Origin of the sequence: Paracoccus ravus, from assembly GCF_004522175.1 — a bacterium.
Taxonomy (GTDB): domain Bacteria; phylum Pseudomonadota; class Alphaproteobacteria; order Rhodobacterales; family Rhodobacteraceae; genus Paracoccus; species Paracoccus ravus.
Map to the genome: position 1 here is coordinate 21154 of NZ_SDEB01000016.1, position 12596 is coordinate 33749.

A 12596-nucleotide genomic window follows, 5' to 3' on the forward strand; every position below is an offset into this window, starting at 1 on the left:
CGCCGCCTCACAGCAGAAAATCGCTGCGAAGCAGCGCCGCGATATCGCCCAGAGCGATCGTGAGATCGCAGGATCCGTCCCCGTCCGAGTCGATCTCGACAAAAGCGCGGCCCGCCGCGTCGCAGAAGCTGCGGACCTCTCTCGCGCCCGAGAATCCGGTCGACGCGATATAGCCCAAACCCAGGCCCCGCAGGTCGATCAGGTCCAGCCCCTGCCGGAAATCAGTGATCTGGTCCACAGACTGGTCATGGTCATGGACCGACGAGAAGTCGAACATATCGGCCCCGATCCCGCCGGTCATCGTGTCCCGCCCCGTTCCGCCGCGGATCACGTCATTCCCCGACGCGCCGAGGATCAGATCGTCCCCGGCATCTCCGGACATCACGTTATGCCCATAGCGCGAGGACAGGGTGTCATTGCCGGCCCCGCCCAGCAGCGTGTCGAGCCCGCTGCCGCCATCCAGCAGATCATCGCCCTCGCCGCCGATGAGCAGGTCATCCTGCGCCTCGCCATAAAGGACGTCATCCCCGGCCTCGCCCAGCAGCGTGTCGTTTCCGCCGCCGCCCCAGATCGTGTCATCGCCCGCCCCGCCCGCGCCGGTATCGTTGCCGAACCCGGCCAGGATGCTGTCATGCCCGGCATGGCCCTCGATATTGTCATGGCCCAGGCTGCCGTCCAGCAGGTCATTGCCGTCGCCGCCGGTGATGAAGTCATTGCCCGGGCCGCCCGAAACGGAATCGTCCCCGGCGCCTGCATCCAGACGGTCATCGCCCTCGGCGCCCCAGAGCAGGTCATTTCCCGAACCGGCATAGAGCCGGTCGTTCCCGGCCTCGCCATAAAGCGAATCGTCGCCGACCCCGGCGGTGATGATGTCGTCACCTGAGCCGCCCCAGAGACGGTTCAGCCCCGATGAGACATGAAGCTCGTCGTCCCCGTCCTCGCCATAGAGCGAATCGTTCCCCATGGCGCCGACCAGCCTGTCTCCACCGCTCCCGCCATAGAGCCGATCATTCCCGCCGCCACCACTCAGCACGTCCCGGCCGCTGCCGCCATAAAGACGGTCATGCCCCTCATCGCCGGACAGGGTGTCATCGCCGGCCGAGGCGTCGATCAGGTCGTCGCCATTTCCACCCATAAGGCTGTCATTGCCATCTTCGCCCCAGATCTGGTCATTCCCGTCATCCCCCTGCAGATGGTCGTTTCCGCCGCCGCCGCGGATCGTATCATTGCCGGCCCCGCCCAGGCAGGTATCGTTGCCGAAACCGGCAAGGATGCTGTCATTTCCGGCATGCCCCTCGATCTGGTCATGACCCAGGCTGCCATCCAGCAGATCATTGCCGTCGCCGCCGGTAATGAAGTCATTGCCGGGACCGCCGGACACCGAGTCGTTCCCCGCCCCGGCATCCAGCCGGTCATCGCCCTCGGCACCCCAGAGCAGATCATTCCCCGAGCCGGAATAGAGCCGATCGTTGCCAGCCTCGCCATAAAGCGAATCGTTGCCCACCCCGGCAATGATGATGTCATCGCCCAGGCCGCCCCACAGCCGGTTCAGGCCCGATGAGACGTGAAGTTGGTCGTCCCCGTCCTCGCCATAGAGAGAGTCATTCCCCATCGCGCCGAACAGCCTGTCCGCGCCGTGGCTGCCATAGAGCCGGTCATTCCCGGCGCCGCCGTCAAGGGAATCCTCGCCCAGGCCGCCATGCAGCAGGTCATGCCCGTCCTCTCCATAGATCGTGTCATTGCCGCCGGCGGCATAGATCGTGTCATTGTCGCTGCCGCCCCAGATGCTGTCATCGCCCTCGCGGCCGGTGATCCGGTCGTGGCCGCCCATGCCGCGGATGCTGGACCCGGCAAAACTGGCGGTAAGCGTGTCCGCCGCAGCAGAGCCAATCAGGCTGGTGCGCATGTCGGGCGCCCCGTAATGGGCGATCGGGAAAAGCGCATTATCGAAATCCGTGTCGCGCAGCCTTTGACGGTCGGCGGTCCGCATCTGGATTTCGGTTTCGCCCCAGGTGATCCGGATCCCGTCCCAGACCGATTGAAAGCCAAGCTGCGCCGTGCTGCGCACAAAGCCCAGATTGGACAGGTCCAGCCGGTCGATCCCTGGCTGGAAATCCGCGATCAGGATGCGGCCGGCCACCGCCGTCGCGACGAAGAGATCGGCCCCGTCCCCACCGCGGAAGGTGATGGGGGCCGCGCCCGAGATCAGGATGTCATCGCCTGCGCCGCCATTGATCTGGGTCGTCTCGTCCCCCGCCTGAAGCAGATCCGACCCCGGACTGCCGGTGATCCGACCCGCCCCGGCGATGCCCGTCATGCCGATGGGGCCGGGGTCAAAGACGAATTGGCTGATCCCGTTCTCGGTTCGGGAGGCGGCAAAAAGCGCGATCCTGCCCGAGAGCGCCAAGGCCGAAAGGCTGGAAATATCCGCCAGGCTGGCGGCGTCACTATCGGCGATGCTGCGCAGATGCAGCAAACGACCGTTCGGCAGGATGGTAAAGACGGAAATGCCGTCATCCGACCCACCTGCGAAAATGAAGGCCCGACCGTCCAGCATCACGGCTTCAAGCGCCGATGCGCCGCGAAACCGGGTGCCCAATTCGTCAAGGATATGATCGGCGGGCGAAAGGCCGCCGGTCTCGGTCAGGCGCAGGGTCGTCAGCGTCGAGCTTTCCCCCGATCCGACGATCAGATAGGTCTGGCCCGCGACGCTGATCGCCTCGACCTGACGCGGCGCGTTGAGACCCAGCCCTCGTTCGGACAGCAGCATCTGCGCCGTTCCGAGCGTGCCATCCGCCCGCAATTCCTGGACCGAGACCCAGTTCCCAAGCGCCGAGACCCCGGCGATGAATTGTCTGTCCCCAGCGCGGTCAGGACCAGGTCATCGAATTCGGCCGGGCTTGCGAGCGCTGTTCCCTGGGGCAGCGTCGCTGTCGAAGCGTGGCTGAATGTTCCTGCTTCACCGATCCGCCAGGTCTGCAATGTCGTGCTGGCATCGCGGGCGGTGTAGAGAAAGCGCCCTTCGGGGGTTTCGACACTCCCGATATGGGTGAGGCCCGCACCCAGAGCGGCGAATTTGCCGTCGGAAGCCAGGGCGAGGCCACCAGACTTGTCCACGCTCAACACATTCGACGCCGCATTGGTCAGTCCCGCCGCGATCAGCGCCATCTGGCCATCGATCATGGCCAAGGCAGCTTGGGGCCGGTCCAGATAAGTCTGGTCCGTCCTATAGGCCAGGGCCGAGATCAGGCGCAGCGGCGCGTCCGCCGCCGAGACCACATAGGATGCCAGCCCGCCCCCCAGATGCGTGGCCGAAAACAGGACGCCCCCGTCCGGGGTCTGCAGCGTCCCCAGATCCGCAATGTTGAGCAGGAACGGGTTCGTCTGGTCCGCAAATGTAACGACGAGCCGGTAGGGCAGCATGGCCGGTTTCCATTAAGGAGGCATTCCGGAAAATCTACGCCTTGGCGCTTAATGAGGGCTTGATGTCCCGCCCGCAAAAAGGTCAAAAATTCTGAGCATTTTAGGGGGTTCCGTGCCGCCCGCCGATATTCGCGTGGCGGGATTTCAAGCGGCATCGTGAAGAGGAAGTTTCCCGCCAAGACAAGGAAGATGCCAATGAATATCAGGCAGAGTTCGCTTTCCGGCGTGCTGATACTCGAACCCCGCCGGCATGGCGATCAACGTGGCTTCTTCTCGGAGAGCTGGAACCGGCGCACCCTGCGCGAGGCGGGGCTGGACCTGCCGGAATTCGTTCAGGACAATCATTCGCTCTCGGCCGCAACCGGGACCCTGCGGGGGCTGCATTTCCAGTCACCGCCCCATGCCCAGGGAAAACTGGTGCGCTGCGGCCGGGGCAGCCTGCTCGATGTCGCGGTCGATATCCGCAAGGGCAGCCCCAGCTACGGAAAATGGGTGGCCGAAGAGCTTTCCTTTGAAAACGGGCGTCAGCTCTGGATTCCGGCGGGGTTCCTGCACGGGTTTGTCACGCGCGCGCCGGATACCGAGATCTGCTACAAATGCACGGATCATTACGCGCCGGAATGTGACGGCGCGGTGGCCTGGGACAGCGTCGGCATCGAATGGGGACTGACAGGCGCGCCCCTGCTTTCCGGCAAGGATGCGGCCGCGCCACGGCTGGCGGATTTCGACAGCCCGTTTTCCTATACGGGACCTTTTGATTACGAGGCGACATTATGAAAATCCTGATCACGGGCGGCGCGGGCTTTATCGGCTCGGCCGTGGTGCGGCTTGCCGTGCGGCGCGGGCATGAGGTGGTCAACCTCGACAGCCTGACCTATGCGGCCAATCTGGAAAACGTGGCCTCGGTCTCGAACAGCCCGCTCTATGTCTTCGAGCAGGCCGATCTGCGCGACCGCGCGGCGCTCGACCGGGTTCTGGCCGACCACGAGCCCGATGCGATTATGCACCTGGCGGCGGAAAGCCATGTCGACCGCTCGATCGACGGGCCGGGCGATTTCATCGAAACCAATATTACCGGCACCTATAACCTGCTTGAGGCCGCGCGCGCCTATTGGCTCGGGCAGGGGCGGCCGGAAGGCTTCCGCTTTCACCACATCTCGACCGACGAGGTCTTTGGGTCGCTGGGCGATGAGGGGCAATTCACCGAAGAGACGCCCTATGATCCGCGCAGCCCCTATTCGGCCAGCAAGGCGGCCTCGGATCATCTGGTGCGTGCCTGGCACGAGACCTATGGCCTGCCCGTGGTGCTCACGAATTGCTCGAACAATTATGGCCCGTTCCACTTTCCCGAAAAGCTGGTGCCGGTGGTTATCCTGAACGCGCTGCATGGACGGCCGATCCCGGTCTATGGCGATGGCGGCAATGTCCGCGACTGGCTTTATGTCGAGGATCATGCCGATGCGCTGCTGCTGGTCCTGGAAAAGGGCGAGCTGGGCCGCAGCTACAATATCGGCGGCGAGAACGAGGCGCGAAACATAGATCTGGTCCGCACGATCTGCGCCCATATGGACGAGCTGCGCCCCGAGAACGCGCCGCATGAGCGGCTGATCACCCATGTCACCGACCGGCCCGGCCATGATCGCCGCTATGCGATTGATCCGACTCGGATCCGGACGGAACTGGGCTGGCGTCCCTCGGTCACGGTCGAACAGGGGCTGCGCCAGACCGTCGAATGGTATCTTGCGAATGCCGATTGGTGGCAGCCGCTCTTGGCGCGCCAGGGCGTCGGGGAAAGGCTGGGCAAGGCATGAGGGGTCTGATTGTTTTCGGCCGCAGCGGCCAGGTTGCGACCGACCTGGCCCGCCTTGCGCCCGAGGCGCGCTTTTTCGGGCGTGACCAGGCGGATCTGGCCGATGCCACGCGGCTAGGCGAGTTGATCGCGGCTGCGCGCCCCAGCGCGATCATCAACGCCGCCGCCCATACCGCCGTCGATCGCGCCGAATCCGAGCCGGATCTGGCCCATGCGGTCAACGCCGAGGCACCGATCGCGATGGCGCGTGCGGCCGCCGGGCTGGGCGTGCCCTTCGTCCATATCTCGACGGATTATGTGTTCAACGGCTCGGGCGAACGCCCTTGGACCGAGGCCGACGGGACCGGCCCCTTGGGCGTCTATGGGGCATCGAAGCTTTCCGGGGAACGCGGGATTGCCGAGGCGGGAGGGCAATGGGCGGTGCTGCGCACCTCCTGGGTGTTCTCTGCCCATGGCGCGAATTTCGTCAAGACCATGCTGCGGCTGGGCGCCGAACGCGACGAGTTGCGCGTCGTGGCCGATCAGCATGGCGGGCCGACCCCCGCTGCCGATATCGCGGCCGCCTGCCTTTCAATGGTCTCGCAGATGCTGGCTGACGCCAAGAAAGGCGGGATCTACCATTTCGCCGGAACGCCGGACGTGTCCTGGGCGCAATTCGCACGAGAGATCATGGCCCAGGCAGGGCTGTCCTGCCGGATCAGCGACATTTCCACCCGCGACTATCCGACCCCGGCGCGACGGCCGGCGAATTCTCGACTGGATTGCAGCGCGATCGCGCGTGATTTCGGGATTTCCCGTCCCGACTGGCGCCTTGGCCTGACGCAGGTATTGACGGAGTTGAAAGCATGAACGCAGCGCGAAATTCTGGCACGCAACGCAAGGGCATCATCCTGGCCGGAGGCTCGGGAACCCGGCTCTATCCCATCACCATGGGCGTCTCGAAGCAGCTTCTGCCGATCTATGACAAGCCGATGATCTATTACCCGATTTCGGTGCTCATGCTGTCGGGTATCCGCGAGATCGCGATCATCACCACCCCCGAGGACGGCGACTAGTTTCGCCGCCTGCTGGGGGATGGCAGCCAATGGGGGCTGCGTTTCGAATATATCGTCCAGCCCTCGCCCGACGGGCTGGCGCAGGCCTATATCCTGGCCGAGGACTTCCTGGCCGGCGCGCCATCCGCCATGGTCTTGGGCGACAACATCTTTTTCGGTCACGGCCTGCCCCTCATGCTTGAGGCGGCGGATGCCTGCGCCGAAGGGGGCACGGTCTTTGGCTATCGCGTGGCCGATCCCGAGCGCTATGGCGTCGTCGATTTCGACGAGGCCGGCAAGGCCGTCTCGATCGTCGAGAAGCCGCCGGTCCCGCCATCGGATTACGCCGTCACGGGCCTGTATTTCCTGGACGGGACGGCATCCGCCCGGGCCCGCGAGGTCAAGCCTTCGGAGCGGGGCGAGTTGGAAATCACCACCTTGCTGGAAACCTACCTTCATGAGGGCAGCCTGACGGTCCAGCGCATGGGGCGCGGCTTTGCCTGGCTGGATACCGGAACCCATGCAAGCCTTCTCGATGCCGGGAATTTCGTGCGCACGCTGGAACAACGCCAGGGCATGCAGACCGGATGTCCCGACGAGATCGCCTATAATAACGGCTGGATCAGCCGCGAGAAACTGGCGGAAAATGCCGGGAAGTTCTCCAAGAACGATTACGGGAAATATCTTCGCTCGCTCTTGGCCTGACGGCCGGGAGAGCCCGCCTCAGGCCGGAGCGGATGGTTTCCTGAGGCGTCCTGCGAAGGCTGCCGCCAGCACTGCGAGCGTTCCGCTGCGGTTCTGGCGGTAGAGCCGCAGCGCGATCATGCGTGCTGCGGCTTCCGGTCCCGCGGCGTGGATCAATCTGCCAAAACCCTCGAGCCGCTCGCGGTTTTCGGGCAAGAGCAGATGCGCCGCGCCCTCAAGCGCGTTGTGATTGGCGGCCAGCCAAGCCGCGAAACTGCCGTCGAAGAGCATCGACAGTCGTGCGCCCTTGGCGCTGGCCGTGTCATTGCGGCCCATCACATTGCTGCCATGCTGGCGGTAAAGCAGCACCTGTGCCTCGTCACGATGAATATCGGCACCGGCGCCCGCAAGCAGCTGGTAGGTCCACCAGTCATGCGAAATGATCCCGGCCCTGTCCGCCGCTTCCGCGCCGGCCTGCAGGATGCGCAAGGCCGCGCTATTCGCGACGGTCGTATTGCCCGGCAGACAGGCCTGGATCAGGGCATTCGGGAAGCTGAACGGCCCGCGGAAATGCGGCGCGGGGGCAAGGATGCGCATGGACTCGTCGCAGATCGTCGTCCGCGCGGCATAGACCGCGGCCTCTCGGCGCTGTTCCAGATGCGCAACCGCCCGGGAGAGCTTGTCGCGATGCCAGATGTCATCCTGATCGCAATAGGCGATCCACGCCTCGGGATCGGCGCGACGGATCAAATGCAGGAAATTCGCGGTCGCGCCACGTCCCGGCCCGCCGATGAGGCTGATTCTTTGCAGGGGATCGCGCGCGGCATAATGCTGGATGATGCCGCAGGTGTCGTCCCGCGATCCGTCATCCGAGACCAGCAGCCGCCATCGCGCATGATCCTGCGCCAGGATGCTGTCGAGCTGGGCCGGAAGATAATCTGCCCCCTGATAGGTGGCCATGACGATGGTGATGAGGGGCGGCACGTTCTTGACCCGGGAAATTGCATCTACCGCTATATAGCAGCGAGCCTTCCAGACCAGCCCGTCTCATTGCTGCTGACGCGCGATGTCCTCGATCAGGACGCGCGCGACCTTGGGTCCTCCTGCCTGCCGCGCCGCCTTGAGAAGGGCGCTCCGCAAACGGTCCAACGAGGGCTGCGAGGTGAAATTCCCGTCAAAGGCGCCGGTATTCGATTCGATCATCAAGGCGTTCAGCATGGCATCGCGCAGGCGGAATTCCCGTGCCTCGATTTCGGGGCGGGCATCGGCCGAGATTTCCAGCGTCAGGGTCAGGACCATGACCGAATCGGTGGATCCATTGCGCAGGATCGGCACGAAGAACTGCTTGGGGAAACGGAACCAGTCATCGCCCTCGCGCTCGCCGTCAAGCAGCGCCGCATCGGAGTTTGCGGCTCCATCCGTCCCGGCATGGGGATCGCCCCCAATCGCTGCGCTGGCGGTCTCGCCCGGTCCGACGAGCCGGGCGCGAAGCATTTCGCCCCCCAAGGCGCCCCCGACAAAGGCGGCAATGGCAAGGACGGCAACAATGATTTTATGCAACATTATGGCCTCAATATGGCATCACGATATCGGCAATCTGCTGGCCGTAACGGGGCTGCTGCACATCGCTGATCTGCCCGCGACCGCCATAGGAAATCCGCGCGCCCGCGATGCGATCATAGGCGATCTCGTTGCGCCGGGCGATATCCGCGGGCCGGACGAAGCCACTGACCGTGAGCACCCGGACCTCGAAATTGACGCGCACCTCCTGGGTGCCCTCGATGCGCAGAACGCCGTTGGGCAGGCGCTCGACGACCGTTGCGGCGACCCTCAGGGTCAGCTTGTCTCGGCGCGAGATGTTTCCGCTGCCCTTATAGGCCGAGGCGCTTTTCGCATCGACCAGTTCATCAAGTCCCGCGCCTTCCGGCAGAATCTCGGCGGCGCGCTGCGGCAGTCCGGCCAGGGCGGGGATGCCGACCTTGTCGGATGCGCTGCGGCTGCGGCCGGATGTGTTCTGCATCTCGGCCCGGTCGTCGATCTCGATGACGACGGTTAGGATATCGCCCCGCGCCGAGGCCCGCCGCTCGGCCACGAGCGAATTCTGCGCGGTGGTCCAAAGCGAGGCGCTCTGCGTCGCCCTCTGGGGCAGCCCGTCATACATGCTGTCCGAGGCCACCATGGCCCGGAACTCGGCGCTGTCCTCGGCACGTGAAAGCCGCGGGGTCTGGCCGATATTCGCGGCACGGCTGCAGGCGCCGAGTCCCAGCAGAAGGGCTGTGCCGAGCAACAGGAAACGGGTCTTTCTCGTCATTCTGGCAATCCGTTCCGTCAATGCGACACAAGGACAGTGCCGTCCGGCGCGATGCGGCCGATCAGCGTCGTGCGGGAGCTGTTGTTCATCACGCGAACCGACTCTCCGATGGCACCCGAGCCCAGGGCTCGGCCCTCGGTCTCGATGCGCAGGGCGGTGTTTTCATAGGCGATGGTCACGATCTGGTTACGCTCGATGACGGTCGGCGCGGAAAGCTGCGCGGGATCTATGCTGCGGCCCTTGCTGACCATCACCCGCAATTGCTTGCCCGCGAAATGCGATGCCGCGTCGGTATCGAGAGCGGCCCCATCCGCGCCGCGCAGATCCTCGGCAGTGAGCACGGTCCCGGAATGCAGCGTTCTGGCAGCAAAAATTGCTTCGGCCAGCGCGGGGCAGGGCGTGGCAAGACAGAGCAGGATGAAAAAGCTGCGCATCAGCGGACCTGGACCGTGGCGCTCAGCATCTGATCGGCGGCAGTGATGACCTTCGAGTTCATCTCGTAGCCCCGCTGGGCCTTGATCAACTCGGTGATCTCGCGGACCGGGTCGACCGAGCTTTCCTCGAGATAGCCGGCCCGCAACGTGCCGAGCCCCTCTTCGCCCGGCGCGGCAACGATCGCCGCGCCCGAGGCAGGGGATTCGAGGAACATGTTCGATCCGATCGCCTCGAGCCCCTTTTCATTGAGAAAAGTCGCAAGCGTGATCTGGCCCAGATTTTCCGCCTCGACCCGGTCGTTGAAATGGGCGAGGACCTCGCCCGAGGGGCTGATCGAGATGCTGCTGGCCTCTTGCGGAATGGTGATGTCCGGGATCAGCGGGAAACCTTCGGAGGTGACGATCTGCCCCTCGGCCGAGCGCTTCAGGCTGCCATCCCGGGTATAGGCCGAAATCCCCGAGGGCATCATCACCTCAAGATAGCCATTGCCGTCGATCGCGACATCGAGTTCCCCATTGGTCTGGACCTGCCCACCCTGTCCCAGCATGACCGCGACCGATGCGGGGCGCACCCCCAGCCCAAGCTGGACGCCGGCCGGCACCATCGCGCCCGAGGTCGAGGTCAGCGTGCCGGGACGAGTCGCCTGCTGATATTGCAGGTCAGAGAACTCGGCGCGTCGCGGGTTGAAGCCGGTCGTGGACATGTTCGCCAGGTTGTTCGAGATGACCTCGACCCGCATCTGCTGGGCGCTCATCCCGGTGGCGGCGATCTGAAGAGCCTTCATCTGATTTCCTTTCAACGCGTGAGCGAGGTGATGGCCTGGCGGATGCGCTTGTCCTCTTGATCCAGGAAGGACTGGCCCAGTTCATAGGCCCTTTGCACCTCGATCATCCGTGCGATCTCGGCCACCGGCTCGACATTCGATTCCTCGAGAAAGCCCTGCCGGACCTTGGCTTCCTCTGCTGTTTCGGGGTCCTCGGGGGCCTCGAAAAGCGTCCCGGCGACATGGCGCAGATCCGCCGGATCCGGAGATTCGAAGACGCCGACCCGGCCGATGGGTGTCCCGTCCGCCGATATTGTCCCGTCCTCGGCGATGCCCAGACTGCGCGTGCCGGGCGGAACCGCGATCGGCGCCTGGCCGTCATCGAGCAGGGGATGGCCGTCGGGATTGACGATCTCGCCCTCGGCATTGGTGGCGAAGGCGCCGGCGCGGGTCAGGCGGTTGCCCTCGGGGGTCTGGACCATGAAAAAACCGTCGCCATCAATGGCCAGGTCATGGCTGCTGCCGGTCGCCTGCATCGCGCCCTGGCTCAGATCGACCATCCGGCCCCGGATATTGGCCATCGCCAGCGTCTCTCCGCCCGATCGCAGCGAGACCATATATTCCGAGAACAACACCCCCTCGCGACGAAAGCCGGTCGTATTGGCATTCGCGATATTATTGGCAATCGCGCGCATTTCGCGCATCAGCCCGGATTGCCGCGTCAAAGAAGCATAGATCGCATTGTCCATGGCTAGCTTCCTGCGACGAGGGGAATGATCTGCTCGGTAAAGAAATCCGAGAGAATCTCGGTCATGAAGCTCATGCTGACCCAGAATACCACCAGCATCAGGCCGATCTTTGGAACGAAGGTCAGGGTCATTTCCTGGACTGAGGTGAGCGCTTGCAGAAGGCCGATGACCACGCCCGCGACAAGCGCGACGATCAGCATCGGCGCGGACATGCGCGCCGCGATCAAGAAAGCCTGTCGCACCATGTCGAAAATCTGGTTCTCATCCATCGCGGTCAGACCGGCATACGCAGGATTTCCTGATAAGCTTCGACAACCTTGTCCCGGATGGACACCGCCGTCTCTAGCGCGAGCTGCGCCTGGGTGATGCTCTGGACCAGTTGATGCGTGTCCGAGGCCCCCGTCATGGCGGCCTGGGCCGAGACATCCACCTGCTGCATCACCCGCGCGAACTCGGCCGCGGCGGAACGCAATTCTTCGGACATGCCCCCCGTCGGGGCAAGGGCGGGGCGGGCGCGGTCATAGGCGGCGGCCGCGGCGATACTCGATGTCATCATGGCTGGGCTCCTATCGGCGGATCAGATCAAGAAGGGCGCTGCTCATCTGGCGGGACTGCTCGAACATGCGCAGATTGGCTTCGTAGCTGCGCCCGGCCTCGCGCGCGTCAGCGATTTCGACGACAAGATCGACATTCGATCCGGTGTAATAACCCTCGTCATCGGCGAGCGGATGGGCCGGCTCGAAGATGCGCTGCCGTTCGGTCTGGTCGAGGCGCGTGGGACTGGCTTTGACCCCGCCTGTTGCCCGGCCGAAATCCATTTCCTCCTGAAAGGTCACAAGCTTGCGGCGGTAGCCGGGAGTGTCGATATTGGCGATGTTTTCCGAGACATGGCGCAGGCGAACCGATTGTGCCCGCATTCCCGAGGCGGCAAGATCGGCGGCGGAAGCTGGCGTTTTCATCCAATCCCCCATCAGGCGCGGCGACCCAGGCTCGTCCGGATCATGTCCAGCGACGCGCGCGTGATGGCAAGCGACAGATCGAATTGCCGCTTTGCCTGAGTCGAGCGGATCATCTCTTCCTCAAGCGAGACGGTGTTGCCATTGGGGGCGGGTTCGCCTTGCGTGTCGGTGACGTTCGACGAGGCGGACCAGCCCGACCCCGCGACATGTGCCGGTCGCGTCATGCGCAGTTCGAGCGGCTTTCCCCCGCCGTAGCTCTGTGGAAACGGTGCAAGATCCTGGGCGCGAAAGCCGGGCGTATCGGCATTGGCGACATTCCGGGCGATGAGCTTCTGCCGGTTCTCGGCATGGGTCGTCAGGGCAGACGCCATCCGGAGGGTGTCGATCCGGTCAAACATCGAGGCTTCTCCTCTGTTTCGATAAACCCG

General features: G+C 64.3%; 15 protein-coding genes and 1 pseudogene. 4 read left to right on the plus strand and 12 right to left on the minus strand.

What is annotated here, in order from left to right; genetic code table 11:
* Window positions 1-7: 7 nt before the first annotated feature.
* Together ESZ60_RS13410 and ESZ60_RS13415 are read right to left on the minus strand one after the other, a co-directional pair.
* On the minus strand, window positions 8-2770 hold the full coding sequence (locus ESZ60_RS13410; protein WP_134681237.1) for a calcium-binding protein: 2763 nt from the start codon (window positions 2768-2770) through the stop codon (window positions 8-10).
* The gene (locus tag ESZ60_RS13415; RefSeq protein WP_134681238.1) at window positions 2689-3423 is read right to left on the minus strand and encodes a hypothetical protein; all 735 of its coding nucleotides are present in this window, start codon (window positions 3421-3423) and stop codon (window positions 2689-2691) included. The genes ESZ60_RS13410 and ESZ60_RS13415 overlap by 82 nt, the downstream gene beginning before the upstream one ends.
* 195 nt (window positions 3424-3618) lie before the next feature.
* On the opposite strand from ESZ60_RS13415, the gene rfbC reads away from it, so the two are divergent.
* From rfbC to rfbA, 4 genes and pseudogenes are all read left to right on the plus strand, one after another.
* Window positions 3619-4200, plus strand: a complete 582-nt coding sequence (gene rfbC / locus ESZ60_RS13420) for a dTDP-4-dehydrorhamnose 3,5-epimerase (RefSeq protein ID WP_134681239.1) — start codon at window positions 3619-3621, stop codon at window positions 4198-4200.
* On the plus strand, window positions 4197-5234 hold the full coding sequence (gene rfbB / locus ESZ60_RS13425; protein WP_134681240.1) for a dTDP-glucose 4,6-dehydratase: 1038 nt from the start codon (window positions 4197-4199) through the stop codon (window positions 5232-5234). The genes rfbC and rfbB overlap by 4 nt, the downstream gene beginning before the upstream one ends.
* Complete coding sequence (rfbD, locus tag ESZ60_RS13430; RefSeq protein WP_134681241.1) at window positions 5231-6082, plus strand: dTDP-4-dehydrorhamnose reductase; 852 nt, start codon at window positions 5231-5233, stop codon at window positions 6080-6082. The genes rfbB and rfbD overlap by 4 nt, the downstream gene beginning before the upstream one ends.
* Window positions 6079-6972, plus strand: a pseudogene (rfbA, locus tag ESZ60_RS13435) (glucose-1-phosphate thymidylyltransferase RfbA). The gene rfbD and the pseudogene rfbA overlap by 4 nt, the downstream one beginning before the upstream one ends.
* Window positions 6973-6990: 18 nt before the next feature.
* On the opposite strand, the gene ESZ60_RS13440 reads toward rfbA, so the two are convergent.
* The 10 genes from ESZ60_RS13440 to ESZ60_RS13485 form a co-directional block, all read right to left on the minus strand.
* Window positions 6991-7935 (minus strand): glycosyltransferase family 2 protein, encoded by a 945-nt coding sequence (locus tag ESZ60_RS13440; protein ID WP_134681242.1) that lies wholly within the window; start codon window positions 7933-7935, stop codon window positions 6991-6993.
* A 63-nt stretch (window positions 7936-7998) separates the two neighbouring features.
* A complete protein-coding gene (locus tag ESZ60_RS13445; protein ID WP_245155696.1) occupies window positions 7999-8514 on the minus strand; it encodes a flagellar basal body-associated FliL family protein in 516 nt (171 codons plus the stop codon).
* Window positions 8515-8521: 7 nt separating this feature from the next.
* Window positions 8522-9262: a flagellar basal body L-ring protein FlgH gene (gene flgH, locus ESZ60_RS13450; protein WP_134681243.1), complete on the minus strand. Its 741-nt coding sequence runs from the start codon at window positions 9260-9262 to the stop codon at window positions 8522-8524.
* A gap of 17 nt (window positions 9263-9279) precedes the next feature.
* Window positions 9280-9696: a flagellar basal body P-ring formation chaperone FlgA gene (gene flgA, locus ESZ60_RS13455; protein WP_134681244.1), complete on the minus strand. Its 417-nt coding sequence runs from the start codon at window positions 9694-9696 to the stop codon at window positions 9280-9282.
* Window positions 9696-10481 (minus strand): flagellar basal-body rod protein FlgG, encoded by a 786-nt coding sequence (flgG, locus tag ESZ60_RS13460; protein ID WP_134681245.1) that lies wholly within the window; start codon window positions 10479-10481, stop codon window positions 9696-9698. The genes flgA and flgG overlap by 1 nt, the downstream gene beginning before the upstream one ends.
* An 11-nt stretch (window positions 10482-10492) precedes the next feature.
* On the minus strand, window positions 10493-11209 hold the full coding sequence (locus ESZ60_RS13465) for a flagellar hook-basal body complex protein (protein ID WP_134681246.1): 717 nt from the start codon (window positions 11207-11209) through the stop codon (window positions 10493-10495).
* Between the two features lie 2 nt (window positions 11210-11211).
* Window positions 11212-11478: a flagellar biosynthetic protein FliQ gene (locus ESZ60_RS13470; RefSeq protein ID WP_134681247.1), complete on the minus strand. Its 267-nt coding sequence runs from the start codon at window positions 11476-11478 to the stop codon at window positions 11212-11214.
* Window positions 11479-11483: 5 nt separating this feature from the next.
* Entirely contained in the window at window positions 11484-11762 is a 279-nt protein-coding gene (gene fliE, locus ESZ60_RS13475; RefSeq protein ID WP_134681309.1) for a flagellar hook-basal body complex protein FliE, read from the minus strand.
* A 13-nt stretch (window positions 11763-11775) separates the two neighbouring features.
* Window positions 11776-12168 carry a flagellar basal body rod protein FlgC gene (flgC, locus tag ESZ60_RS13480; RefSeq protein ID WP_134681248.1) on the minus strand — a complete coding sequence of 131 codons (393 nt, stop codon included), beginning with the start codon at window positions 12166-12168 and terminating at the stop codon, window positions 11776-11778.
* Between the two features lie 11 nt (window positions 12169-12179).
* Window positions 12180-12566: a FlgB family protein gene (locus tag ESZ60_RS13485; protein WP_134681249.1), complete on the minus strand. Its 387-nt coding sequence runs from the start codon at window positions 12564-12566 to the stop codon at window positions 12180-12182.
* Between the last annotated feature and the right edge of the window lie 30 nt (window positions 12567-12596).

Coding starts and splice junctions, on each gene's coding strand:
- rfbD (WP_134681241.1), top strand. CDS start 5,231: ATGAGGGGTCTGATTGTTTTCGGCCGCAGCGGCCAGGTTGCGACCGAC.
- flgG (WP_134681245.1), bottom strand. CDS start 10,481: ATGAAGGCTCTTCAGATCGCCGCCACCGGGATGAGCGCCCAGCAGATG.
- rfbC (WP_134681239.1), top strand. CDS start 3,619: ATGAATATCAGGCAGAGTTCGCTTTCCGGCGTGCTGATACTCGAACCC.
- ESZ60_RS13445 (WP_245155696.1), bottom strand. CDS start 8,514: ATGTTGCATAAAATCATTGTTGCCGTCCTTGCCATTGCCGCCTTTGTC.
- flgC (WP_134681248.1), bottom strand. CDS start 12,168: ATGAAAACGCCAGCTTCCGCCGCCGATCTTGCCGCCTCGGGAATGCGG.
- fliE (WP_134681309.1), bottom strand. CDS start 11,762: ATGACATCGAGTATCGCCGCGGCCGCCGCCTATGACCGCGCCCGCCCC.
- flgH (WP_134681243.1), bottom strand. CDS start 9,262: ATGACGAGAAAGACCCGTTTCCTGTTGCTCGGCACAGCCCTTCTGCTG.
- rfbB (WP_134681240.1), top strand. CDS start 4,197: ATGAAAATCCTGATCACGGGCGGCGCGGGCTTTATCGGCTCGGCCGTG.
- ESZ60_RS13470 (WP_134681247.1), bottom strand. CDS start 11,478: ATGGATGAGAACCAGATTTTCGACATGGTGCGACAGGCTTTCTTGATC.
- ESZ60_RS13465 (WP_134681246.1), bottom strand. CDS start 11,209: ATGGACAATGCGATCTATGCTTCTTTGACGCGGCAATCCGGGCTGATG.
- ESZ60_RS13415 (WP_134681238.1), bottom strand. CDS start 3,423: ATGCTGCCCTACCGGCTCGTCGTTACATTTGCGGACCAGACGAACCCG.
- ESZ60_RS13410 (WP_134681237.1), bottom strand. CDS start 2,770: ATGCTGCTGTCCGAACGAGGGCTGGGTCTCAACGCGCCGCGTCAGGTC.
- ESZ60_RS13485 (WP_134681249.1), bottom strand. CDS start 12,566: ATGTTTGACCGGATCGACACCCTCCGGATGGCGTCTGCCCTGACGACC.
- flgA (WP_134681244.1), bottom strand. CDS start 9,696: ATGCGCAGCTTTTTCATCCTGCTCTGTCTTGCCACGCCCTGCCCCGCG.